The following is a 24,110-nucleotide window of genomic DNA, read 5'->3' on the forward strand; positions in this document are numbered from 1 at the left end:
CGCTCCTGCGGCAGGTCGAACGCGGGTGGCAGGCGGAGCAACCGGACAGTCTGAGGATGGCGCGCGGTGGAGATCTGGGGCGAGACGGCCGAGGGGTTCGAGCCCGTACGGGAGGCCTTCGCGCGGAACTTCCACGCGTACGGCGAACTGGGGGCGGCCTTCGCGTTGTACGTGCGCGGCCGCAAGGTGGTCGACCTGTGGGGCGGTGACGCCCGGCCGGAGGTCGGCGGGCGGCCCGCTCCCGCGGTGCCCTGGACGGCGGACACCGCGCAGGTGCTGCGCTCGGTCACCAAGGGCCTGACCGCGACCACCGCGCTGCTGCTGGCCGAGCGCGGCCTGCTCGACCTGGACGCTCCGGTGTCCTCGTACTGGCCCGAGTTCGCGGCGGCCGGCAAGGGCGGGGTGCCGGTGCGCTGGCTGCTGTCGCACCAGGCGGGGGTGCCGGCGCTGGACGTGCCGCTGCGGCTGGAGGACGTGCTCACCTGGGAGCGGGCGGCCGCCGCCGTCGCCGCTCAGGCACCGGCCTGGGAGCCCGGCACCGCGCACGGCTACCACCCGTACACCTTCGGCTGGCTGGTCGGGGAGGTGGTGCGGCAGGTGAGCGGGCGGACGGTCGGCCGGTACTTCGCCGACGAGGTGGCCCGGCCGCTCGGGCTGGACCTGTGGATCGGGCTGCCGGCCGGGGCCGCGCCCCGGGTCGGCCGGCTGGTCGACCTGCCCGCCCCGGAGGAGGCCAGGACGGGGCCGAGCGGGCTGCGGCTGCGGCCCAAGCAGTCGGTCCGGGACGCCTACCAGGACCCGGCCTCGCTGACCGCGCGGTCCTTCGCCTCGGTGCTCCCCGGGGTGGACCTCAACGACCCGGCGGTGCAGGCCGCCGAGATCCCGGGGGCCGGCGGCATCGGCACGGCCCGTTCGCTGGCCCGCTTCTACGCGGCGCTGATCGGCGCCGCGGACCGCCCGGACGGCTCCGGCGCGCTGCTGCCGCCGCTGCTCGGCCCCGAGGTGCTGACCCGTGCCGTCGGGCCGGCGGTGAGCGGGCCGGACCGGGTGCTGATCGTCAACTCCACCTTCGGCCTGGGGTTCTGGCGGCACGGCCCGACGGCGCCGATGGCCTCCCCGGCGAGCTTCGGCCACCCGGGCCGGGGCGGTTCGCTGGGCTTCGCCGATCCGGAGCTCGGGCTGGGCTTCGGCTACGTGACCAACGGCATGCAGCCCGGTGTCACGGGGGACATCCGCTCGCGCAACCTGATCCGCGCGGTGCGGGGCTGCCTGGGGCTGCCGGTCTGACACCCGGACCGGACGGGCTCCGGGCCGCGGGCCGCTCAGGGCCGGGGCCCGGGCCGGCGGGGCGGGTGGCCAGGGGCCGGTGGGGCAGCGGCAGGGCCGGGGCCCGGGCCGTGCCCGGGCCGGCGGGTGGGCGGACGGCTCAGGCCTGGCCGGTCTCGAAGCGGCTGATCCGGCCGTCGGCGACGGTGAAGCGCCAGGCGGTGCGCATCTCGCCCCAGGTCTCGTTGGTGAAGGCGGCGACCAGCGCGTGCCCGCCGTCCGACTCGGACTGGACGTCCATCCGGCCGCGGACGGTGAAGATCTCCTTGTCGATCCACTGGTCGAGATCACGGTCCGAGCCGTCGTCGGACATGGTCGCGTCCGGGGTGAGCGTGGCCAGGAAGGCGGCCCGGTCCCCGGCGTTGACCGCGGTGACGAAGGCGCGCACGATCGGGTCGGAGAGCTTGGCGGGGGCGATGGTCATGGGGGGCTCCTGGGCTCCTGGAAGTCGGGTGCGGGACTCCTGTCTAAGGCGTTCGCCGGGCGCGTCCGGGCATGTCGGCGGCGCGTCACGAAAATCGAGGATTCATGTGCTTAGATCCCGAAAAGGGTGATTTGCCGGGCGGTGCGCTTCCTGACCGGGGGAGTCCGGGCCGCGGGTCGCCCGATCGAGGGGGTTGCACGGCGTCGGCGTCCGGACGGGCGCCCGGCGCGGGCCACGGGGAGTGGCGCGACGGAGCGGGAGGCCGGGAGCGGCCTCCCGCTCCGCCGATCCCGGGGGAGCAGGAGGAGCGGGGAGCGCGCGCTGCGCCCTAGAAGAGGCCGACCGCGTCGGGGGAGTAGCTGACCAGCAGGTTCTTGGTCTGCTGGTAGTGCTCCAGCAGCGCCTTGTGGTTCTCCCGGCCGATGCCGGAGTTCTTGTAGCCGCCGAAGGCCGCGTGTGCGGGGTAGGCGTGGTAGCAGTTCGTCCACACGCGGCCCGCCTGGATGGCGCGCCCGGCGCGGTGGGCGGTGTTGAGGTTTCGGGTCCAGACGCCGGCGCCGAGCCCGTACTGGGTGTCGTTGGCGAGGCCGATCGCCTCGGCGAAGTCCTCGAAGCGGGTGACCGAGACGACCGGCCCGAAGATCTCCTCCTGGAAGACCCGCATGCTGTTGACGCCCTCGAAGACCGTCGGGGTCACGTAGTACCCGCCGGCCAGGGCCCCGCCGAGGTCGGCCCGCTCGCCGCCGGCCAGCACCTTCGCGCCCTCGGCCTGGCCGATCTCGAAGTAGGAGAGGATCTTCTTCAGCTGCTCGGCGCTGGCCTGCGCGCCGACCTGGGTCCCGGTGTCCAGCGGGTCGCCCTGGCGCATCGCGCGCACCCGCTCCAGGCCGTCGGCGAGCAGCCGGTCGTAGACCGAGGACTGGATCAGCGCGCGGCTGGGGCAGGTGCACACCTCGCCCTGGTTGAGGGCGAACATCGCGAAGCCCTCGACGGCCTTGTCGTAGAAGGCGTCGGAGGCGTCGGCGACGTCCCCGAAGAACAGGTTGGGGCTCTTGCCGCCGAGCTCCAGCGAGACCGGTATCAGGTTGTCGCTGGCGTAGCGCGCGATCAGCCGGCCGGTGGTGGTCTCCCCGGTGAAGGCGATCTTGCGGACGCGGCTGCTGGAGGCCAGCGGGGCGCCGGCCTCCTCGCCGAACCCGGTGACGATGTTGAGCACGCCGGGCGGCAGCAGGTCGGCGGTGAGCTCGGCCCACAGCAGCACCGACGCCGGGGTCTGCTCGGCGGGCTTGAGCACCACGGCGTTGCCGGCCGCGAGCGCGGGCGCGAGCTTCCAGACCGCCATCAGGATCGGGAAGTTCCACGGGATGATCTGGCCGACCACGCCGAGCGGCTCGTGGAAGTGGTACGCGACGGTGTCCTCGTCGAGCTGGGAGAGGCCGCCCTCCTGGGCGCGCAGCGCGCCGGCGAAGTAGCGCAGGTGGTCGACCGCGAGGGGGAGGTCGGCGGCCAGCGTCTCGCGCACCGGCTTGCCGTTCTCCCAGCTCTCCGCGACGGCCAGTTGCTCCAGGTTGGCCTCCATCCGGTCGGCGATCCGCAGCAGGGCCAGGGCCCGTTCGGCGGGCGGGGTGCGGCCCCAGGCGGGGGCGGCGGCGTGGGCGGCGTCCAGCGCGGCCTCGACGTCCTCGGCGGTGCCGCGGGCGACCTCGGTGAAGACCTCGCCGGTGACGGGGGTCGGGTCGCCGAAGTACTCGCCGCGCACCGGCGGCGTCCATCCGCCGCCGATCCAGTGCTCGTACCGGGAGCGGTAGGCGACGATGCTTCCGGGGCTGCCGGGGGGCTGGTAGACCGTCATGCTCGGGTGTCTCCTCGCGACGTCGGGCGCCGCCCGGAGCGCGCGGCGCGGGCGGCTCGCCGGAACGCCCCGGCTGGGGGCGTTCCGGCGGGAGGGGTCGGACACGCACTTCGGGGCGGCGCCCGCCGGGGCGTCCGCCGCCGAGCACGATAGCCGCCGGACGCGGGTGCGGCTACGGTCCGTGCGGGAGCCCCGTACGGAGGGTGTGCGTTCCGGCCGTTGTGGGCCCCGGTCGTTGCGGTCGCAGACCGTGCAGTGCCACGCGGTGCGGTGCCGCGCGGTGCGGAGCCACGCGGCGGGCCGTGCGCGGTGCGGCGCCGACGCGCGCGGAGCGGGGTGTGCGGCCCGCCGCCCCCGGGTCGGCGGGATCGCTCGGTGCGGTCAGACCTCGTGGTAGCGCCCGGTGCGGGACTCCCAGCTCAGGTAGCCGGCGAGCCAGGTGAGCAGCCCGTCGGCGTACCGCTGCGCTATCCGCTGCTCGACCCGGGACAGGCCCAGTTCGCGGTAGACGTCGGGCAGCCGGCCGTGCAGCTCGTGGCAGCGTCCGACCATCAGCTGGGCCTCCTCCAGCACGACCGCGCAGGCCTCCTCGGCCGAGCAGCGGCGCTCGCGCTGGACGATCATCACCAGGTTGTTGACGTCGCCGCGCGGGGCCTCCAGCGGGAGGGACCGGACGTCGTTGCTGAGCGAGGGGATGTCGGCCGCCAGTTGCCGGATCTGGCGCAGCACCGGGTGGTGCAGGACGGCGGCGGGCACCTCGAACTGGCCGAGGCGCTCGACCATGTCGAAGATGGTCTCCATCGCCGCGGTGCCCCGTCTGAGCACGAGGTAGCCGTCGCGGTCGGGCGGTCGGGTGGAGATCCGTCCGGCGGCCTCGGCCGGATGACTGGCCAGGTACCACTCCCAGTTGTAGGCCGCCCGCGCCTGCCAGCGGGCGGGCATGCCGCGGACGCTGCGGTCCCAGAGGTCGGCGAAGGCGGTCTCGACGGGCGAGCCCTGGTCGGGGCGGGCGCCGTGGAGGACGGCGATCAGCCGTTCGCAGATGGGGGCGACCTCGGTGGGGCGGCGGCCGAGCGGGCCGTCGAACTGGTCGTCGAAGAGGAAGTAGAACCCCATCAGGTCGGCGGCGAGGGCGAGTTCCTCCGGGCCGGAGTCGGGGTAGCCGAGGGCGGCGAGGTCGACCACGTCCCAGTGCGCGTAGCCGGGGTGGTCGACGTCGGGGAGCAGCGGGTGGCGGGTCAGCCAGGCGCGGTGCAGCGCGGTGGCCTTCGGGCCGTGCGGGCTGCGGCGGTGCGGGAACGGAATCTGAAGTGAGGTGTCGTCAGACATCGGACTCCCGGTGCAGCGGAGGGTGGGGGCGCTTGTGGTTCGGGCGTTGATCGGGTGGGGATGTGGGGGGAGTTGACGCGGCGAGGCTCCGGGGACGAAGGTGGATTCGCAAGATCATCTGCGCCTCGCGGGCCGTAGGGTATCTGATGTAATGATCCGACGTTAGGGGTATAGGGCAATTGCCCTTGGCAAGCCGTCCGAACCCTCACCGTCCGCCCCAGCCTGCGCGAATGCCCCACGGTGAGCGCCACGCAGCGCTAACCTCGGCTCCACGAGCAGTGAGCGAACGGTGACGCGAGCTGTGACGCGAACGGCGAGGCGGAGGCGCGACGGTGACCGATCAGTACAACGAGTCTCGGGCGGGAGCCGGTTCAGTCCGGGACGGCGAGAACGCCGCACCGCGGACCAGGCTCCGCGACCGCGACGCCGAACTGCGCTCCGTCGAGGCGGCCGTCGACAAACTCTGCCGCGACTTCGCGGCCGGCGGCACCGAGATCGGCGAACTGCTCGCCTTCTCCGGCCGGCCCGGCATCGGCAAGACCAGCCTGCTGCACGAGGTGCGCCGCATCGCCAAGCTCCGCGAGGGCGCCACCGTGCTGTTCGCCCGCGGCGGCGAACGCCAGTTCAAAGAGCCCTACCACGTGCTGCGCCAGCTCCTCCAACCCGCCCTCACCAGCCTGGAGGCCGACGAGTTCCGCCAGGTCATGGGCACCTGGGAGGAGGTCGTCGGACCGGCCATGGGCCTCAAGCAGCCCAAGGCGGGCGCGCGCCGCCTCGACCCGCAGGGCGTCCGCGACGGCCTCGACTACGTCCTCACCCAGCTCGCCCCGCGCCGGGCCCCGCTGGTGATGATCGTCGACGACCTGCACTGGGCCGACGCCGAGTCGCTGTCCTGGCTCACCCAGTTCGCCGTCCGCTCCCGGGAACTGCCCGTCCTGCTGGTCTTCGCCTTCCGCGAGGACGAGAACGACTGGCCGGCCGGGATCCTGGACCACCGCAAGGACGTCCTCGGCCGCGCCACCCGCAAGCACGAGCTCAACCGGCTCTCCCTGGTCTCCGTCACCGACATGATCCGCGCCGAACTCGGGGACAAGGCCGAGGACGCCTTCTGCTACGAGTTCTGGAACGTCGTCAACGGCAACCCCTTCGAGGCCGTCGCCCTGCTCGACCAGGTGCGCGACCAGGACCTCGAACCCGTCGAGGAGAACTCCCAGCAGCTGCGCGAACTCGCCGTCGACGCCACCGGGATGACCCTCAAGAGCTGGCTCGACCGGCTCGGCGCCTCCACCCTGCGCTTCGCCTGGGCCTGCGCGATGCTCGGCACCGACATCCGGGTCGACCTCGCCACCCGGATCTCCACCCAGAGCGCCGAGGGCGCCCGCGACTCCATCAAACAGCTGCGCAAGCAGCGCGTGCTCACCCAGACCCCCAACGGCAACCTCGAGTTCGTCCACCCGCTGATCGGCAGCTCGATCTACAACACCATGCCGGAGGCCACCCGCACCGGCATGCACGGCGTCGCCGCCGCCGAGATCGAGAACGCCGGACTCGGCCTGCTCGCCGCCTCCCGCCACCTCGTCGAGACCTTCTCCGGCGAGGGCGACGACCGGACGGTGCGCAAACTGCGCCGCGCCGCCACCGAACACCTGCTCATCGGCGCCCCCGAGGCCGCCCAGCGCTGCCTCCACCGCGCGCTCAACGAGCCGCCCGCCGACGACCTCAAGGCCGAGGTGCTCTACGAACTCGGCTGCTCCGCGCTGCTCACCGACCCGGTCGCCACCGTCAACCAGCTCAAGCTCGCCCTCGACCCCGACGAGGTGCCGCTGCGCCCCGCCCTGCGGGTCGACGCCACCTTCCGGCTCTCCGAGGTGCTCGCGCACAGTGGCGAACTGCGGCAGGCCGCGCTGGTCTGCCAGGAGGAAGCCGAACACACCGTCGACCCGGACGGCAGGCGCCGCCTCCAGGCCGCCTCGTTCATGTGGCACGCCTTCCGCAAGTCCGAGGAGGACGGCCCCGGCCGCTCGGCCCGGCTCGGCGAGATGTGCGAAGGACTCGCCGGCCGCGAAGCCGCCGGCCGCGACGCCGCCGACCGCGCCGTCCTCGCGATGCGCGCCTGGGACCTCACCCTGCGCGGCAAGCCCTCCGTCGACGCCCTGGCGCACGCCGACGCCGTCCTCGACGCCGGCCGGCTGCCCAAGGGCCTCGGCTGGACCGACAGCACCTGGGGCTTCGAACTGCCCTCCATGCTCGGCCTCACCTACACCTACAACGACCGCATCGCCCAGGCCGAGCGGCTGTTCGCCGACGCCATCATCCAGTTCGAGGTGGCCGGGTGGAGCGGCGCCCACCGCGGGTTCGCCTATTTCCTGATGGGGCTGGCCCGCTTCCGGCGCGGCCTGCTCGCCGAGGCCGAGGACTTCCTGCGCCGCGCGCTGCGGCTCTCCGAGCGCATCGGCCCCAAGCTGCCGCTCGCCTGGGACGCCGTCGGCGTCCTGGCGGACACCCTGCTCGCCCGCGGCCGGGTCGAGGAGGCCTGGGAGCTCGCCAGCTCCTTCGGCTTCCAGCCGCCGTACCACGCCACCGCGATGGTGCTGCCCGACGCGGCCTCGCTGTACGGCAAGCTGCTGATCGCCATGAAGCGCCACGCCGGTGCGGCCGCCGCGCTCACCGAGGCCGGCGCCCAGCTGGAGGCCCGCGGCTGGCACAACACGGTCTGGGCGCCCTGGGCCGGCCACCTCGCCATCGCGATCGCGGCCGACGAGCCCGACCGGGCCCGCGAGTACGCCCAGAAGGCCGTTCACGACGCCCGCACCTTCGGCACCGCCTCCGCGATCGGCACCGCACTGCGGCTGCACGCCCAGATCGAGGACGGCCAGCAGGCGGTCGAGCTGCTGGAGGAGGCCGTGATGCACCTCGGGCAGTCGCCGGCCGGGTACGAGCACGCCGTCGCGCTGGTCGACCTCGGTGCCGCGCTGCGCCGGGTCGGGCGGCTGGAGGACGCCCAGGAGTACCTGTACCAGGGCATCGAGCTGGCGCAGCACTGCTCGGCGGAGGGGCTCGTCGAGCAGGCCCGGCGGGAGCTGGCCAACTACGGCCTGCGGCCCAACCGGCTGGGGCTCGCCGACTTCCGGGAGACCCTCAGCAAGCCCGAGTGGGACGTCGCCACCCGGGCCGTGCAGGGCCTGCCGCCGCAGCGGATCGCCGAGGAGCTCGGCGTCCACCTCAGCCTGGTGAACCGGCGGCTGGCCGCGGTCTACCGCAAGGCCGGCAGCGGGCCGGACGGCCTCGCCTCCGCCCTCGGGCTGCCGGTGCAGCCGCGGCAGACCGCCCGGCCGGAGGGGGAGCCCGAGGACGGGGCCGGGGCGTAGGCCGAGTCGGGGCGACGGACGTGGCGGGGCCCCGTCGGGTGCGCGGGGCCGGTGCCCGTGGCGGGTGCCCCTGGCGGGCGTCGCGGCAGGCCTTCACACGGGGCCTTCACGCGGGGCCTTCACACCGGGCCTCGCGCCGGGCCTTGCGGAACCGCCGAACGGTGGCGTTCGGTGACGGCGGTCGGCTACCGAACGTGACGTACGACGGACGTCCCGCGGCGGCGGGCGGGGGCGTCCGGGCGGCGCGCGGGGGCGCAGGAGCGCCCCCGCGGGGGCGGCCGTCGCTAGGCTGACGCACACGGGGGCGCCGCGCCGCTGCGGCCCCGGACGGACCCGGAACCGGGCGACCGCGCCGCGCCGCGGTCGCCAGTGAGGAGCAGGCCATGGCGAGCGAGGCCACCAGCGTGCGGCACCACCCCCTGGAGCCCTCGGGCGCGGGTGCCGCGATCGAACGCTGGACGCTCTCCGCCGGCCCGTACGAGGCGAGCGTGCTCACCCTCGGTGCCACCCTGCACACCCTCACCGCGCCCGACCGGGCCGGCCGGCCCGCCCAACTGCTCCTCGCCGCCGACCAGCTGGCCCAGCTGCTCGGACCGGCCCGGCACTACGGCGCCGTGGTCGGCCGGTACGCCAACCGGATCGACGGATCCAGGGTCACCATCGACGGCGAGGAGCACCCGCTCGCCCCGACCGGCGGCGGCGTCACCATCCACGGCGGCCCGGACGGCTTCGCGCACCGCATGTGGGAGGCCGAGGAGATCGAGGGCGGCGTCCGACTGCGGCTGCACAGCCCGGACGGCGACCAGGGCTTCCCCGGCGCGCTCGACGTCACCGTCTCCTACACCCTGGACGCGGCCGGGGAACTGGTGATCGCGTACCACGCCGTCACCACCAAGCCGACCGTGGTCAACCTGACCAACCACGCGTACGTCAACCTCGCGGGGGAGGGCAGCGGCGACGTCCTCGGCCACCTGCTCACCCTGGACGCCGACGAGTACACCCCCGCCGACGAGCGGCAGATCCCGTACGGGCGCACCGAACCCGTGGCGGGCACCCCGTTCGACTTCACCGTGGCCACGCCGATCGGCAAGTCGGTCCACGACGACCACCCGCAGCTGGTCGGTCCCGGCGGCTACGACCACAACTGGGTGCTGCGCCCCCGCCCCGCGGACGGTCCCCCGGTCCGGGCGGCGCTGCTGGAGGAGCCGGTCGGCGGCCGCACCCTGGAGGTGCTGACCACCGAGCCGGGCGTCCAGGTCTACACGGCCAACAAGTTCCAGGGCGCGGTCACCGGGGCGAGCGGCGTCCCGTACGGGCCGTTCGCCGGGATCGCGCTGGAGACCCAGCACTTCCCGGACTCCCCGCACCACCCGGCCTTCCCGAGCACCGTGCTGCGGCCGGGGGAGGAGTTCCGCTCGACCACCGTGCTGCGCTTCGGGACCAACTAGCACCCCGCGCACCGCGGGCCCCGTGCGCCCGGCGTGCGGGGTGCGCGCCGGGCACGTGCTGCCAGGGCTAGGCGTGCGGACGCCCGTCGAGCTCGCGGCGCATGCAGAGCCGGGGCCAGCGGTCCAGGCCGTGCTCGGCCTCCCTGCGGCGGATCTCCCGCAGGCCCGGGGTGAGCTCCTGGTCGGCGAGCGGGTGGAAGCCCAGGCGCGCGTAGTAGGGGGCGTTCCAGGGGACGTCGGCGAAGGTGGTGAGGGTGAGCGCCGGGGCGTCGGTGCCCGCGGCGAGGTGCTCGATCAGCGCCCGGCCGATGCCGCGGCGGGCCCGGTCGGGGTGGACGGACACCTGCTCGATGTGCAGGGCGCCGTCCACCGGCTCGGCCAGCAGGTAGCCGACGACGGGGCCGTCGGGCGCTGCCAGGGCCACCAGGGCGGTGCCCGCGTCGAGGAAGTGCGCCAGTTCGTCCGGGGTCGGGGGTTCGTCCTCGGCGATCTCCGGCATGCCGATGGCGGCGAACGGGGCTCCGGCGGCCCGTTCCAGTGCGCACAGCAGGGGGAGTTCGTCCTTCGAGGCGGCTCTGATCTGCATGCACCCAGTCTGCTGCAAGCATTTTTCAGCCACGCAGGGTGGTGTCCTCGGCCATGCCGTACCGGGCGCTTTGCTGCCAAGTCGGACATCCGGCCGCGCCGTCCACTACCGTGCGGCTACGTCCAGGACACGCGGGCGTAACGATCGCTATTTCTTGCAGAAACTTGCTGCAAGGACTTTCCGTCGCTATTGCGCCGCTGTTAACTTCCTTCCCGAGCCCGACGGCAGCAACGGTGCGGTCGGCACGAGGCAGCCATTATGCGCCTGTCTCCGAACATCTCGGGCACCCCCACCCTCCCAAGGAGTTCTCATGCGGCGTGGCATCGCGGCCTCTGCCCTCGTTGTGGCCCTCGCGGTCTCGATGGCTGCCTGTGGCAGCAGCGGCTCCAGCTCGGACGGCAAGGCCGACGGGCCGGTCACCCTCACGTACTGGGACACCTCGAACGCCACCAACGAGGCGCCGAACTACCAGGAGCTCGTCAAGAAGTTCGAGGCCGCCAACCCGAACGTCAAGGTCGACTTCGTCAACGTCCCGTTCGACCAGGCGCAGAACAAGCTGCAGACCGCCATGGGGGCCAAGGGCGCTCCGGACGTGTTCCGCTCCGAGGTCGGCTGGACCGCCGCCTTCGCCAAGGCCGGCTACCTGGAGCCGCTGGACGGCACCCCGGCCGCCGCCGACACCTCCGCCTTCCAGCCCAGCCTGATCCAGCAGGCCAAGTACGACGGCAAGCTCTACGGCGTGCCGCTGGTCACCGACACCCTGGGCCTGCTCTACAACAAGGACCTGTTCGCCAAGGCCGGCATCACCGACGCCCCCAAGACCTGGGACGAGCTGAAGACCGACGCCGCCGCGCTCAAGGACAAGGCGGGCGTCGACGGCTTCTGGCTGAAGGCCGCGGACGGCTACTACGCCATGCCGTTCCTGTTCGGCGAGGGCACCGACACCGTCGACGCCGCCGGCAAGAAGATCACCGTCGCCTCGCCGGAGGCCGTCAAGGCCGTCGAGACGTACAAGACGATGTTCACCGCGCCGGGCATGGCCAAGGCCGACGTCACCACCGACGCCTACGCGCACATGATGGACGCCTTCAACAGCGGCAAGGTCGCGGCGATCATCCAGGGCCCGTGGGAGATCACCAACATCTACAAGGGCGCCGCGTTCGCCGACAAGAAGAACCTCGGCATCGCGCCCGTCCCGGCCGGCTCCGCGGGCAAGGGCGGCGCCCCCACCGGCGGCCACAACATCTCCGTCTACGCCGGTGCCGACCAGGCCCACAAGGCCGCCGCCGAGAAGTTCGCCGCCTTCATGACCTCGGCGGAGAGCCAGGCCTTCATCGCGCAGAAGAACTCCACCCTGCCGACCCGCTCCGACGCCTTCACGGCCGACGTCAAGGCCGACCCGGGCATCGCCGGCTTCCAGGCCGTCCTCCCCAGCGCCAAGCCGCGCCCCGAGCTGCCCGAGTACAGCTCGCTGTTCGCCTCGCTCGGCACCAACCTGGGCAAGGCCGTCCAGGGCACCGGCACCCAGGACGCCCTGAGCACCATCGCGACCGACTACGCCAAGCTCCTGCCGGGCTTCGCCAAGTAGTCCCCCCCCGGCCGTCGGGCCCGCCGCGTGCACGGCGGGCCCGACGGCCGGACCCGCTCTCCCCGAGACCTCACCCCGAGAAGGTGCAATCGATGTCAGTCGCCGTGCAGGGCGCCACCGGCAAGGGCAGCCGGGAGCGCGAGCAGCGTCCGGGCCTGCTGGAACGCCTCAAGCGCTCCTACGCCAAGCACTGGTACGCCTACGCGATGATCGCCCCCGTGGTGCTGGTGCTCGGCGTGCTGGTGATCTACCCGCTGGTCGAGGGCGTCTGGCTCACGCTCACCGACGCCAACAGCCTCAACTCCGCCCGCACGATCGGCGTCAACCACATCCCGGCGTCCTACAAGTTCGTCGGCCTCGACAACTACGCCGACATCCTCTGGGGCCCCGGCTCCTACGACCGCTTCTGGTCGCACTTCGTCTGGACCATCACCTGGACGGCGCTCTGCGTCGTCCTGCACTACACCATCGGCCTGGGCCTCGCCCTGCTGCTGAACCAGAAGCTGCGCGGACGCGCCGTCTACCGGATGCTGCTCATCCTGCCCTGGGCCGTCCCCACCTTCGTCACCGTCTTCTCCTGGCGCCTGATGCTCGCCGACGGCGGCGCCGTCAACGGCCTGCTCTCCGCCCTGCACCTGCCCCAACCCGGCTGGCTGGACGACCCGTTGGCGCAGAAGGCGGCCGCGATCCTGGTCAACACCTGGGTCGGCGTGCCGTTCATGATGATCTCCCTCCTCGGCGGCCTGCAGTCGATCCCGGCCGAGCTGTACGAGGCGGCCGAGATGGACGGCGCCACCGCCTGGCAGCGCTTCCGGCACGTCACCCTGCCCGGGCTGCGCACCGTCTCCTCGACCGTCGTCCTGCTCGGCGTGATCTGGACGTTCAACCAGTTCGCCGTCATCTTCCTGCTGTTCGGCACCAGCGGCGGCTCCGACGCCCAGCTGCTGGTCACCTGGGCCTACCGGCTCGGCTTCGGCCAGCAGCCCCGGGACTACGCGCAGTCCGCCGCGTACGGCGTGATCCTGCTGTCCATCCTCATCGTCTTCACCGCCTTCTACCGGCGCTGGCTCGCCCGCAACGAGCAGGCCAACGGCTGAGGCCCCGGACCCAGTTGACCCACGAAGGCAGGTAACCCCGATGAGCACCACCACCGAACGCCCCGCCGCGGCGCCGGCGGCGACCCCCGCCGCCCGGCCCGCCAAGGTCCGCCGCCGCGGCCGGAGCAGCCCGCTGGCCACCGCGCTGTCCCACGGCGCCCTGATCCTGGCGAGCCTGGTCGCCCTCTTCCCGGTCCTGTGGATCCTCTACATCTCCCTCGGACCGGACAAGACCGACTACCTGCACCCCGGCGGGATCCTCGACAAGCTGACCCTGTCGAACTACCACCACGTGCTGTTCGACACCGACTTCTTCACCTGGTTCGGCAACGCCTTCCTGGTCTCCGGCGTCACCACGGTGTTCGGCGTCATGGTCGCCGCCACCACCGGCTACGCCGTCTCCCGGATGAAGTTCCCCGGCCACAAGCCGCTGATGTGGTCGCTGCTGGTCACCCAGATGTTCCCGATCGCGGTGCTGATCGTGCCGATGTACACGATCCTCTCCGAGCTCGGCCTGCTGGACAGCTACACCGGCCTGATCCTGGTGTACTCGACGACCACCGTGCCGTACTGCGCCTGGCTGCTGAAGGGCTACTTCGACACCATCCCGGTGGAGATCGACGAGGCCGGCCGGGTCGACGGCCTCACCCCGATCGGCACCTTCTGGCGGCTCGTCCTGCCGCTCGCCCGCCCGGGCCTGGCGGTGGCCGCGTTCTACTCCTTCCTGACCGCGTGGGCCGAGGTCGCCTTCGCCTCCACCTTCATGCTCAGCTCCGACAAGTACACGCTGGCCGTGGGCCTGCAGACCTTCGTCAGCGAGCACGACGCGCAGTGGAACTTCATGGCGGCGACCGCCGTGCTGATCGCCATCCCGTCCTCGGTCTTCTTCTACCTGGTGCAGCGCCACCTGGTCACCGGCCTGACCGCCGGTGCCTCCAAGTCGTAACGCTCCTCGCTCCTCTAGTCCCCAAGGGATACCGTCCATGACCCAGAACCTGGCCGACACCTCCCGGCCTGCCGCCGACGCCACCGCCCACGAGGCGGCCACCCCGGCTCCTGCGACTGGCGGCGCCTCCAGAGACTGGTGGCGGGACGCGGTCATCTACCAGGTGTACCCGCGCAGCTTCGCCGACTCCAACGGCGACGGCATGGGCGACCTGCCCGGCGTCCGCAGCCGCCTGCCGTACCTGCGCGACCTCGGCGTGGACGCGGTCTGGCTCTCGCCGTTCTACGCCTCGCCGCAGGCGGACGCCGGCTACGACGTCGCCGACTACCGCGCCGTGGACCCGATGTTCGGCACCCTGCTGGACGCCGACGCCCTCATCCGGGACGCCCACGAGCTGGGACTGCGGATCATCGTCGACCTCGTCCCCAACCACTCCTCGGACCAGCACGAGTGGTTCCAGCGCGCCCTGCGCGAGGGTCCTGCGTCCCCGCTGCGCGAGCGCTACCACTTCCTTCCCGGCAAGGGCGAGAACGGCGAACTGCCGCCCAACGACTGGGAGTCCATCTTCGGCGGCCCGGCCTGGACCCGGACCGAGAACCCCGACGGCACCCCGGGCGACTGGTACCTGCATCTGTTCGCGCCCGAGCAGCCCGACTTCAACTGGGAGAACCGGGCCGTCGGCGACGAGTTCCGCTCGATCCTGCGGTTCTGGCTCGACATGGGCGTGGACGGCTTCCGCATCGACGTCGCCCACGGCCTGGTCAAGGCCCCCGGCCTGCCCGACCTCGGCGGCTCCGACCAGCTCAAGCTGCTGGGCAACGACGTCATGCCCTTCTTCGACCAGGACGGCGTTCACGAGATCTACCGCAGCTGGCGCAAGATCCTCGACGAGTACCCGGGCCAGCGGATCGGCGTCGCCGAGGCCTGGACGCCGACCGTCCAGCGCACCGCCAACTACGTGCGCCCCGACGAGCTCCACCAGGCCTTCAACTTCCAGTACCTGGGCACCGACTGGGACGCCGCCGCGCTGCGCGAGGTGATCGACGTCTCGCTCGACTCGATGCGCCCGGTCGACGCCCCCACCACCTGGGTGCTCTCCAACCACGACGTCACCCGGCACGCCACCCGCTTCGCCAACGAGCCGGGCCTCGGCACCCAGATCCGCACCGCCGGCGACCGCGCGCTCGGCCTGCGCCGCGCCCGCGCCGCCACCCTGCTGATGCTCGCGCTCCCCGGCTCGGCGTACGTCTACCAGGGCGAGGAGCTCGGCCTGCCCGACGTCACCGACCTGCCGGACGAGGTGCGCCAGGACCCGTCCTTCTTCCGCCAGGCCGGGCAGGACGGCTACCGCGACGGCTGCCGCGTCCCGATCCCGTGGTCCGGCACCGAGGCCCCGTACGGCTTCGGCCCGGTCGCCGGCGGGCCCTCCTGGCTGCCGCAGCCGGCGCAGTGGGCCGAGCTCAGCGTCGAGGCGCAGACCGGCGACCCGACGTCCACCCTGGAGCTTTACCGCAGCGCGCTCGCCGTCCGCCGCTCCCAGGCCGACCTGGGCGCCGGGACGGAGGTCGAGTGGCTGGAGGGCCCCGAGGGCACCCTGGCGTTCCGCCGCGGCGCCTTCGTCTGCACGGTGAACACCACCGGCGAGCCGGTCCGGATACCCGTGCCCGGGCGGCTCCTGCTCTCCTCGGCGGACCCGGTGGTGGACGGCGGCGAGACGGTGCTCGCACCGGACAGCACCGGCTGGTGGGCGGTCTGACGTGGTTGCAATAGGCTCTGGGACCGTGACTACGGCGCGACTCTCAGACATCGCGGCGCAGGCGGGGGTCAGCGAAGCCACCGTCTCCCGCGTACTCAACGGCAAGGCGAACGTCTCGGCCGCCACCCGGCAGACCGTGCTGGCCGCGCTCGACGTGCTCGGTTACGAGCGGCCGACCCGGCTGCGCCAGCGCAGTGCGGGCCTGATCGGGCTGATCACGCCGGAGTTGAGCAACCCGATCTTCCCCGCGCTGGCCCAGGTGATCGAGCAGGTGCTCAGCCGGCACGGGTACACCCCGGTGCTGTGCACCCAGACGCCGGGCGGATCCACCGAGGACGAACTGGTGGAGATGCTGGTCGACCGGGGCGTGGCGGGCATCGTCTTCGTCTCCGGGCTGCACGCCGACTCCACCGCCGACCACGACCGGTACGCCCGGCTGGCCGGCCGCGGGGTGCCCTTCGTCCTGATCAACGGCTACAGCGAGCGGATCGCCGCCCCGTTCATCTCGCCGGACGACCGCGCCGCGATGTGGATGGCCGTCCAGCACCTGGCCGAACTCGGCCACGAGCGGATCGGGTTGGCCGTGGGGCAGCGCCGGTACGTGCCGGTGCTGCGCAAGATCGAGGGCTTCACGGCGGCGATGCGCGAGGTGCTCGGGCGCAGCGCGGAGGAGGCCGAGGACCTCGTCCACCACACCCTGTTCAGCGTCGAGGGCGGGCACGCGGCCGCCGGGGCGCTGCTCGACAAGGGCTGCACGGCGATCGTGTGCGGCAGCGACATGATGGCCCTCGGGGCGATCCGGGCGGTGCGCCAGCGCGGGCTGTCGGTGCCGCAGGACGTGTCGGTGGTCGGCTTCGACGACTCGCCGCTGATCGCCTTCACCGAGCCGCCGTTGACGACGATCCGCCAGCCGGTCGAGGCGATGGCCACGGCGGCGGTGGACGCGCTGCTGGAGGAGGTCGGCGGCAACGCGGCCCAGCGGGGGGAGTTCATGTTCCAGCCGGAGCTGGTCATGCGGGGCTCGACGGGGGCCTGCGCGCGCTGAGCGACGGGCCGTGGACGGCCGACGGGCCCCGGGGAGCGACCGCTCCCCGGGGCCCGTTTCGCATGGGTGCCGTGTGCCGTGTGCCGTGTGCGGGGGTGGCGCGGACGGCGGCGGGTGGGGCGGGTCAGCCCTGCTGGTCGGTGGGGCGGCTGCGGGTGAGCCGCCGGTCGCCGGCGGGGTCGCCGGTCCGGGTCCCGGTGCGGCGGCCGCGGGCCAGGTAGTCCCGCAGGACCAGTTCGACGGCGTCCTGCGGGTTCTTGGTGCCGGAGAGCAGCATCGCGTCGATCGCGAGGTTGGCGTCGAGTGTGACGGTGACCTGGGCCATGGTGGCTCCTCCTCGGGTGCAGAGCAGCAGCATGCCCGGTGTGGCCGGCTTTGACCATGACCTTCGGCCGGCGGAGGGCGGGTACGCCGGAACCCCCGGGGGAGAGCGATCGGGCTCTCCCCCGGGGGTTCCGTGTGGCGGGCGACGGGGGCGGGTGACAGATGACGGGTTTCAGATGATGAAATCTGTCGGCTGAAATCTGAAATCTGAAATCTGTCAGCTGTTCGCCGTCAGCTGTTCGCCGTCAGCTGTTCGCCGTCAGCCGTCGGCTGTGCCGTGCCGCCCGTGGCCCGCCGGTGTGCCTCAGACCCGGCCGGCGAAGTCCGGGGCCCAGTTGGCGACGGTCTGCTCGCGCACGCCCGAGCTCGGGTTGGCGGCCTCGACGTACTTGCCGCCGCCGACGTAGATCGCGACGTGGTAGACGCCGGAGTCCTGGCCGTTGTTGGACCAGAACAGCAGGTCGCCCGGCTGCAGGTTGTCCAGCGAGACGTGGGTGCTGGCGGCGGCCTGGTCCGCGGCCACGCGCGGGATGGAGACGCCCGCGGCGCGCAGCGCGGCCTGGGTCAGGCCGGAGCAGTCCCAGCCGCCGTTGCCGGTGCCGCCGTAGACGTAGGCCTGGCCGACCTTCGACTCGGCGAAGGAGACCGCGGCGGCCATGCTGCCGGTGGCGGCCTGGGCCGGGGCCTGGGCGGCCGGGGCCTGGGTCTGCGCGGCCGGCTTGGCGTTCACGGCACCGCCGTCGGTGGTCTGGCCGGACTTCTTCGAACGGTCGAACCAGCTGAAGTCGGAGCCGGACTTGGTCGCGGTGGCCGCCTGCCGGCCGTGGCCGGCGTCCTTGAAGGACAGGTGCTGGCCCGGGTAGATGGTGTTCGGGCCGTCGGTCAGGGTGCCGCGGTTGAGCTCGTAGAGCCGCTGCCAGCCGCCGTCGATGTTGTGCTTGTCGGCGATGGAGGACAGCCAGTCGCCGGCCACGACGGTGTAGTCGTCGCTCTCGGCCTGGGCGCCGCCCTGGGTCTGCTCCTGGTGCTTCTGGGTCCAGGTGCTCTTGGCGGAGTCGCCGGAGGTCTGCTCCTGGGCCGGCGCGGCCGGCTTGGTGGCCGGGGCGGGGGTCTGCGCGGGCTTGGCGGCCGGGGCGGGCTTGGCGGCCGTAGCACCGGCGGTGGAGCCCGCGGAGGTGTCGACGGCGGCCGGGGCGCCGCCCTTGGTCAGGCCGGCCTGGACCGAGCAGACCGGCCAGGCGCCGGGGCCCTGCGAGGCGAGGACCTTCTCGGCGACGGCGATCTGCTGGTCCTTGGTGGCCAGGTTGGCCTGCGGGGCGTACGCGGTGCCGCCGAAGGCGGCCCAGGTGCTGGAGGTGAACTGCAGGCCGCCGTAGAAGCCGTTGCCGGTGTTGATGCTCCAGTTGCCGCTGCTCTCGCACTGGGCGACCTTGTCCCAGGTCGCGACGGAGGCGGCGGAGGCGGTGCCGGTGGTGAGGCAGGGGATCGTGAGGCCGACGCCCGCGACGCCGATGGCGGCGATGACGCGGCGGGTGCGGCTGGACAGACGGGTGCCGTTGGTGGGCAGCATGAAGACGTGGTCCTCTCCCACGCCTGCGAGGTGAGCTGTCGGATTCGGGCTGGAGTTGCCCGGCCGCGCTGTGGACGCGGCTTCACCCCTAGCCCTGAACCGTTCCTGGGAACAGTCCGGGGCGACTTACCTGTGGGTCCCCCGCTCCTGCCGTGGTGCGTTTTCGCGCTGCCAGGGCATCCGACGGCAGGACTCGGCGTTGCGGATGAACTGGGTCCGTGTGGTCACGAACGGGGAGCACGTTAAGCAGACTTAAGTTCAAACCGCAAACACTGTGATGCGCATCACGGTTTGGCGAGAATGATCGTTTCCGCTGTCCGTCATGATCCGAAATGATCGTTTTCCCGCAACGGCGCCACGGGTGCGCACAACTGGCCGTTCCTCAGGAAACGGCTGACGACGCGTCGGGGTGCGATCGGGCGCGTCCGCGATGCGGGAGGCGCGGCCGATTCCCGGCCGCCGGCCCGCGCCCCGGGCAGAACCGATCAAACATCAACAGAACGGACATCACGCCTATTCACGCCTTAACTCCCGTACGGGGCAAGCCGGAAGGGCCCGGAACGAAGCCGTTCCGGGCCCTTCGGTGCGCGTGGTGTCCCGCTACTACTCCTCGGGCCCCCCGGCGGCGGCGTGGGCGCCGTGGGTGCCCTCAGCGGCCTCCGCGGCGGCCTCCGCCTCGGCCTGGGCCAGCTCCTCCGGGGAGGGCGCCGGCAGCGCGGCCAGGTAGGTCGAGGCGATCAGCTGGCCGACCGTCGGGTAGGCGCCCAGCGGAGCGGCGGACGGGCAGCCCGTCTCCTCGGCGGCCGTCGCGAGCAGCTCGGAGTCGGCCTCCGGGCCGATCACCAGCGGGGCCAGCGCGGGGCGCAGGGAGCCGGTCTCCTTGAGGTGGTTGACGGCCGCGGCCACCGAGCCGGGCACGTCGAGCGCGGCGGGGATGACCGGGACGGCCAGCCGGGCCGCCAGCAGTACGCCGGTGATGCCGGCCGCCGCGGCGGCCTCCTCGCCGCCGACGGTGGTCAGGACCACGCCGTCCGCGGCGGTCGCGATGGCGAACAGCCTGGCCCGGTCGGCGCGGGCCAGCCCGGCCTCGGACAGGCGCACGTGGACGGCCTCGGCGAGCAGCGGGTGCGGGCCGAGCACGTCGGTGACGGACGCGCCGTACTCCGCTGCGAGGGCGTGGAGTTCGGTCAGGAAGCCGTGCGGGCCGGGGACCAGCGGGACCACGACGGGCACCGGCAGGCCGGCCTCGGCGGCCATGGCCAGGAGCTCGGCGACGGTGCGGTCCTCGCTGTCGTCGGCCTCGGTGTTCCCACCGGGGAGGTAGCCGACCGCGGTGCGGACGCCGGCCTGCTCGCTGCGGACGATCGACAGCAGTTCCTCGACGACCGAGCGGGACTCGGGCCCTGCGGTCGCGGGCACGGCCAGCACCAGGGCCGGGGCGCCGGTCGGAATCTCGGGGCGCTCGGGACGGCGGTGGCGCCCCCGCGCACGGGAGCCTGGAGTGCGGACGGGCAGTGGCGCGCCCGGGATGGCTGCGGTGCTCATGCCGGAGATCGTAGGACATCGGCCGGTCGGGCCTGCAGTCGGCTGCCGTTCGGGTTCCGCGCGGCCGCGGTGCGCGCGCGGTGCGCGACGTGTGCCGATCCGGGCGGATCCACAGCAATGCGGACATATCTCACCCAACCCCCGGAAGGGCTCCGGTGGTTGCCGTGACGTCCCGGACGGGGCTGCGCGTTGCACGTGCGGTGCGTGAGATGTCTCACAGCGCGGAGGTGCTGTCCGATGCGTCTGACGGAGGGTCACAGGAGTGCGACTCCCGGCATTCGAAGATCAACATTCAGCGGGGGTCCGCTCACGGCCGGTTATCGGGACTTCGTCGATTCAGTCGGCTATGTCCGTTTACGTACCGTCAGGAAAAGGGTCCGTGAAGAGTTCGGGGCCGCCGGTGAAAAGCATCGTGCACCTGCAACGTCCCGTGCTGATGCACGTGCACTGCAGCTATCATCGCGTCAAGTGAGGCGTTGTTCCGGGCCGGTACGGGGCCGGTCCGTTCGTTCGGCGGGTGCCGGGGGCGCCGCGCTGGACGACCACTCCGGAGCTCTTCGGGAGATTTCTATGCACGACTCGCAGGACACGCACGGCTCGTACGACACCTACAACGGGATGGCGGCCGCCGACCTCAAGGGGGTGGTCTGGCAGAAGAGCCTGCACAGCAACTCCCAGGGGAACTGCGTCGAGTTCGCGGCCCTGCCGGGGGGCGATGTGGCGATGCGCAACTCGCGTTTCCCGGAAGGTCCGGCGCTCATCTACACCCGTGCCGAGATCGCCGCCCTGCTGCTGGGGGCCAAGGACGGGGAGTTCGACCACCTGGCGGTCTGACCGGCCGCCGCATCGCCATCGGGGGGCCGTCGTGGGTGCTGACACCACGACGGCCTTTGTCTTTTCCGGTGCGCTTTCCGGTAATGGCGCGGGGGTGCCCGCCCGGATTCCGCCGCGAGCGGTGTTCCACCGGAATTCCGTCGTGCCGCCGGCGCCGGAACACGCGGCCCGAACTGCACGGGAATGTGTCGCACGGCCTCTTCGGCGGATCGCCGCGGCCGATCGGCCCGCGGGGCGTGCCGGGGCCGGTAAGGAGGTCGCGCCCGGTTCGTCGCACCGGTCCGCGCGGCCCGGGGTGCCGTCCTCCCGGTGCCGTCGGCGGCCGGCCGCGCGCCGCCCGGCCCTAGGCCGAGCGCCGGTGCCGTCCACCGAGTTCGGAGCCGACGAGCGGCTCCGCCTCGAACAGGGCCCAGACGACCTTGCCGCTGCCCAGCGGGTGCCAGCCCCAGGACTGGCTGAACGACTCCACCAGGTGGAGTCCGCGGCCGGACTCGGCGACGAAGTCCGCCTCGCGGGCGACCGGGCCGATGCTGCTCGGGTCGCTCACCGCACAGACCACCTGGGGGGAGCGGTGGACGAGGCTTATTCGGATCGGCAGCCGGCCGTCCGCGGTGGGCTGTGTGGGAAAGTCGTACTCGCCCGGGGCGCCGCCCGTCGGGTCGGGCCGTGCGCCGACCGCATGCCGCAGCGCGTTGGTCACCAGTTCCGAGGCCACCAGTGCGACGTCGTCGAACAGCTCCATCAGGCCCCAGCGCTGAAGCGAGGTTCTGGCGAAGTCGCGTGCGGTTCTGACGGCTTCGAAGCGAGGAGCGAGCGTACAGGTGACCACATGGGGGTCAACCGCCAAAGCCGTACCGGTGCTCATGAAGAGCTCCTCCCATAAGGGGGCGGACACGGCTGGACCCGCCGGGGTCATGCCGGTCACCTCCGACTCGCTCGGCCGCTCGGCCGCCCCCTCGACCAGGCGCGCGCGCACTCGAACGCCCGGTGGCGCGGGGACGCTGCCGAGTCGGTGCACGGAGTCGCGCGTGGGGTCGACGCGGAGCCCGCGGGATTGCCAGGGATGTGCAGGTGCACGTGCACCATGGTGGTGTGCGCTCACTGCAGATGCAAGAGTCGATTCACGTGCAGTCGCACTATTGGCATATGCAAGCGCCGTCTGCACGTGCATCCTGGTACGTGGAGTGCGGAACTGATAGGAACATCCGTCAGTATCGGCACCGTGAGCGCTCAACTGATGGCAGACTGTGCGCTGTTTGCCCTAGGTGGAGGTTTCGACCGCATGACCACAGTTCAGCCGGGCGGCGGCTCGATGGTCCGCCGGATCCTCCTCGGCTCCCAGTTGCGCCGACTGCGCGAGACGCGCGGCATCACGCGCGAGGATGCCGGCTACGCGATCCGCGCCTCCGAGTCCAAGATCAGTCGGATGGAACTCGGCCGCGTCAGCTTCAAGGAGCGCGACGTCGCCGACCTGCTCAGCCTGTACGGGGTGGACGACGGCATCGAGCGGGAGGCCCTGCTCGGCCTGGTCCGCGAGGCGAACAAGTCCGGTTGGTGGCACAGCTTCAACGACGTGCTGCCGGGATGGTTCCAGACCTACGTCGGCCTGGAGGAGGCCGCCCAGCTGATCCGCACCTACGAGGTGCAGTTCATCCCCGGACTGCTGCAGTCCGAGGAGTACGCACGGGCGGTTTTCGGCCAGAGTCGGCCGGTCATCAGCGAGGAGGAGGTCGAGCGGCGGGTCAGCCTCCGCCTGCGCCGCCAGAAGCTGCTGACCGAGGGCGCCAATCCGCGCCTGTGGGCGGTGATCGACGAGGCCGCCCTGCGCCGTCCGGTCGGCGGGCCCAAGGTGATGCGCGGTCAGGTGCAGTACCTGATCGACGTCGCCGAGCAGGCCAACGTCGTCATCCAGGTCATGCCCTTCCGCTTCGGTGCGCACGCGGGCGAGTCCGGGGCGTTCACGATCCTGCGCTTCCCGGAGCAGGACCTCGCGGACGTGGTCTACCTGGAGCAGCTCACCAGTGCGCTGTACCTGGACAAGCGGGACGACGTCGACGCCTACATCCAGGTCATGGAGCGGCTCTGCGTGGACAGCCTCACGCCCGAGCGCACCATAGACCTGCTGGCCTCGATCCTGAAGGAGCGCTGAGCCGCCGCCCGGCGGGGCCGCCCGACGGCCCCTCCGTGACTGGTGCTCCGCGCTCCGCCCCCGCCCCGGTTCCAGCTCCCGTCCGGCCCCGTGCCGTCGAGCCGCCCTCCCGCCGTCAACCGCGGGCCGGCGGCCGTTCGCGTTCCGGCGGCGCCGCCTGCGGGGGGCGGCCCAGCTCCCAGGGCAGTTCGTAGCGGCGGAACAGGTCGGCCCGGATCGGCGCGAGCGGGAGCTCGGCGCCCGGCAGCAGCACGCCTATGCAGCCGCCCATCAGCGCGCTGCGCAGGACGGCGTGTTCGGCGGTCGGATCGGGGGCGCCCCAGTCCGCGAGCAGGCCCTGAAGGATCGCGCCGAGCTGCTGCTGCTCCGGATCCTGGACGAAGGCCCCGGTGTCCGGGTCCAGGATCAGCGCGAGGTGCGAGCGCATGACCCGCGGGTGCTCCATCGCTAGGGCCAGGACGGCGTCTATCGCGCGGGCGAGCCGGGCCTCCGGCGAGGCGCCCGGAGCCAGTTCGGCCAGGGCGCCGGAAAGGGCCTGGTGCATCATCCGGTGGGTGGCGGACTGCATCAGCAGCCGTTTGCCGTCGAAGTAGTACGAGAGTAGCCCGCGGGCGAGTCCGGCCCGCTCGGCGATGTCGGTCAGCGTGGTGCCCGCGTATCCGCGCTGGTCGACGAGTTCGACGGTGGCCCGCATGATGCGCCGCCGGGAGCGCTGCCGCATCTCCTCATTGACCGAATCCCCCCGAGGTGCCATCGTGTCTGCTCCGAACGTTCGTTGGCTGCGAGCCAATATACTTGCGGAGCCGAGGGTCGCACCGTGTGGTCGCGTGCTGGTCGGGCGCCGCTCGGCGCCGGTCCCGCGACCGGTACGAAGACGGCCGGCTCCACCAAGACGGGGGTTTGGTGGAGCCGGCGACATCGCC

Annotated in this window: 19 protein-coding genes and 1 riboswitch; of the genes, 10 read left to right on the top strand and 9 right to left on the bottom strand. The window is 72.6% G+C overall.

The annotated features are described in order from the left end of the window. Positions 1 to 66 precede the first annotated feature (66 nt). Positions 67 to 1,287, top strand: a complete 1,221-nt coding sequence (locus tag ACIA8Q_RS04735; RefSeq protein ID WP_360210760.1) for a serine hydrolase — start codon at positions 67 to 69, stop codon at positions 1,285 to 1,287. A 139-nt stretch (positions 1,288 to 1,426) separates the two neighbouring features. Here the strand turns inward: ACIA8Q_RS04735 and ACIA8Q_RS04740 are convergent, their stop codons facing one another. The 3 genes from ACIA8Q_RS04740 to ACIA8Q_RS04750 form a co-directional block, all read right to left on the bottom strand. Then, entirely contained in the window at positions 1,427 to 1,750 is a 324-nt protein-coding gene (locus tag ACIA8Q_RS04740; protein ID WP_360210762.1) for a nuclear transport factor 2 family protein, read from the bottom strand. 328 nt (positions 1,751 to 2,078) lie between these two features. Continuing rightward, positions 2,079 to 3,602: an aldehyde dehydrogenase family protein gene (locus ACIA8Q_RS04745; RefSeq protein ID WP_396316758.1), complete on the bottom strand. Its 1,524-nt coding sequence runs from the start codon at positions 3,600 to 3,602 to the stop codon at positions 2,079 to 2,081. 381 nt (positions 3,603 to 3,983) lie between these two features. Further along, complete coding sequence (locus ACIA8Q_RS04750; protein WP_360210766.1) at positions 3,984 to 4,931, bottom strand: terpene cyclase; 948 nt, start codon at positions 4,929 to 4,931, stop codon at positions 3,984 to 3,986. Between the two features lie 332 nt (positions 4,932 to 5,263). Here ACIA8Q_RS04750 and ACIA8Q_RS04755 point away from each other — a divergent pair, with 332 nt between their 5' ends. Further along, on the top strand, positions 5,264 to 8,299 hold the full coding sequence (locus tag ACIA8Q_RS04755; protein WP_396316759.1) for an ATP-binding protein: 3,036 nt from the start codon (positions 5,264 to 5,266) through the stop codon (positions 8,297 to 8,299). 383 nt (positions 8,300 to 8,682) lie between these two features. Continuing rightward, a complete protein-coding gene (locus ACIA8Q_RS04760; protein WP_396316760.1) occupies positions 8,683 to 9,747 on the top strand; it encodes an aldose epimerase family protein in 1,065 nt (354 codons plus the stop codon). Positions 9,748 to 9,814: 67 nt separating this feature from the next. On the opposite strand, the gene ACIA8Q_RS04765 is transcribed toward ACIA8Q_RS04760, so the two are convergent. Then, positions 9,815 to 10,333 (bottom strand): GNAT family N-acetyltransferase, encoded by a 519-nt coding sequence (locus ACIA8Q_RS04765; RefSeq protein ID WP_360210772.1) that lies wholly within the window; start codon positions 10,331 to 10,333, stop codon positions 9,815 to 9,817. A 310-nt stretch (positions 10,334 to 10,643) separates the two neighbouring features. On the opposite strand from ACIA8Q_RS04765, the gene ACIA8Q_RS04770 reads away from it, so the two are divergent. The 5 genes from ACIA8Q_RS04770 (at position 10,644) to ACIA8Q_RS04790 (ending at position 16,765) form a co-directional block, all read left to right on the top strand. Next, positions 10,644 to 11,921 (top strand): extracellular solute-binding protein, encoded by a 1,278-nt coding sequence (locus ACIA8Q_RS04770; protein ID WP_360210774.1) that lies wholly within the window; start codon positions 10,644 to 10,646, stop codon positions 11,919 to 11,921. 92 nt (positions 11,922 to 12,013) lie between these two features. After that, positions 12,014 to 13,018 (top strand): sugar ABC transporter permease, encoded by a 1,005-nt coding sequence (locus tag ACIA8Q_RS04775; protein WP_363365159.1) that lies wholly within the window; start codon positions 12,014 to 12,016, stop codon positions 13,016 to 13,018. 40 nt (positions 13,019 to 13,058) lie between these two features. After that, a complete protein-coding gene (locus ACIA8Q_RS04780) occupies positions 13,059 to 13,964 on the top strand; it encodes a sugar ABC transporter permease (RefSeq protein ID WP_387897444.1) in 906 nt (301 codons plus the stop codon). A 37-nt stretch (positions 13,965 to 14,001) separates the two neighbouring features. Next, positions 14,002 to 15,720 carry a glycoside hydrolase family 13 protein gene (locus ACIA8Q_RS04785; RefSeq protein WP_360221943.1) on the top strand — a complete coding sequence of 573 codons (1,719 nt, stop codon included), beginning with the start codon at positions 14,002 to 14,004 and terminating at the stop codon, positions 15,718 to 15,720. A 25-nt stretch (positions 15,721 to 15,745) separates the two neighbouring features. Then, complete coding sequence (locus tag ACIA8Q_RS04790; RefSeq protein WP_360221940.1) at positions 15,746 to 16,765, top strand: LacI family DNA-binding transcriptional regulator; 1,020 nt, start codon at positions 15,746 to 15,748, stop codon at positions 16,763 to 16,765. A 124-nt stretch (positions 16,766 to 16,889) separates the two neighbouring features. Here ACIA8Q_RS04790 and ACIA8Q_RS04795 read toward each other — a convergent pair whose 3' ends face one another. The 3 genes from ACIA8Q_RS04795 to ACIA8Q_RS04805 all read right to left on the bottom strand — a co-directional run bounded on the left by ACIA8Q_RS04795 (position 16,890) and on the right by ACIA8Q_RS04805 (position 20,204). After that, positions 16,890 to 17,090: a hypothetical protein gene (locus ACIA8Q_RS04795; protein WP_360221937.1), complete on the bottom strand. Its 201-nt coding sequence runs from the start codon at positions 17,088 to 17,090 to the stop codon at positions 16,890 to 16,892. 303 nt (positions 17,091 to 17,393) lie between these two features. Next, complete coding sequence (locus ACIA8Q_RS04800) at positions 17,394 to 18,680, bottom strand: transglycosylase family protein (RefSeq protein WP_360221934.1); 1,287 nt, start codon at positions 18,678 to 18,680, stop codon at positions 17,394 to 17,396. Continuing rightward, a riboswitch (cyclic di-AMP (ydaO/yuaA leader) is annotated at positions 18,667 to 18,868 on the bottom strand. (Overlaps the previous gene by 14 nt.) Before the next feature lie 394 nt (positions 18,869 to 19,262). Continuing rightward, entirely contained in the window at positions 19,263 to 20,204 is a 942-nt protein-coding gene (locus tag ACIA8Q_RS04805) for a hypothetical protein (RefSeq protein ID WP_360221931.1), read from the bottom strand. A 570-nt stretch (positions 20,205 to 20,774) separates the two neighbouring features. Between ACIA8Q_RS04805 and ACIA8Q_RS04810 the strand changes: the two genes are divergently transcribed. After that, entirely contained in the window at positions 20,775 to 21,038 is a 264-nt protein-coding gene (locus tag ACIA8Q_RS04810) for a DUF397 domain-containing protein (protein ID WP_280679710.1), read from the top strand. Positions 21,039 to 21,381: 343 nt separating this feature from the next. Here ACIA8Q_RS04810 and ACIA8Q_RS04815 read toward each other — a convergent pair whose 3' ends face one another. Further along, on the bottom strand, positions 21,382 to 21,903 hold the full coding sequence (locus ACIA8Q_RS04815; RefSeq protein WP_360221927.1) for an ATP-binding protein: 522 nt from the start codon (positions 21,901 to 21,903) through the stop codon (positions 21,382 to 21,384). A gap of 417 nt (positions 21,904 to 22,320) precedes the next feature. On the opposite strand from ACIA8Q_RS04815, the gene ACIA8Q_RS04820 reads away from it, so the two are divergent. Beyond that, positions 22,321 to 23,187, top strand: a complete 867-nt coding sequence (locus ACIA8Q_RS04820) for a helix-turn-helix transcriptional regulator (protein ID WP_360221925.1) — start codon at positions 22,321 to 22,323, stop codon at positions 23,185 to 23,187. Positions 23,188 to 23,302: 115 nt separating this feature from the next. Here ACIA8Q_RS04820 and ACIA8Q_RS04825 read toward each other — a convergent pair whose 3' ends face one another. Continuing rightward, complete coding sequence (locus ACIA8Q_RS04825) at positions 23,303 to 23,908, bottom strand: TetR/AcrR family transcriptional regulator (RefSeq protein WP_360221922.1); 606 nt, start codon at positions 23,906 to 23,908, stop codon at positions 23,303 to 23,305. Positions 23,909 to 24,110 lie beyond the last annotated feature (202 nt).

The organism is Kitasatospora sp. NPDC051705, assembly GCF_044453265.1.
Classification (GTDB): Bacteria; Actinomycetota; Actinomycetes; order Streptomycetales; family Streptomycetaceae; genus Kitasatospora.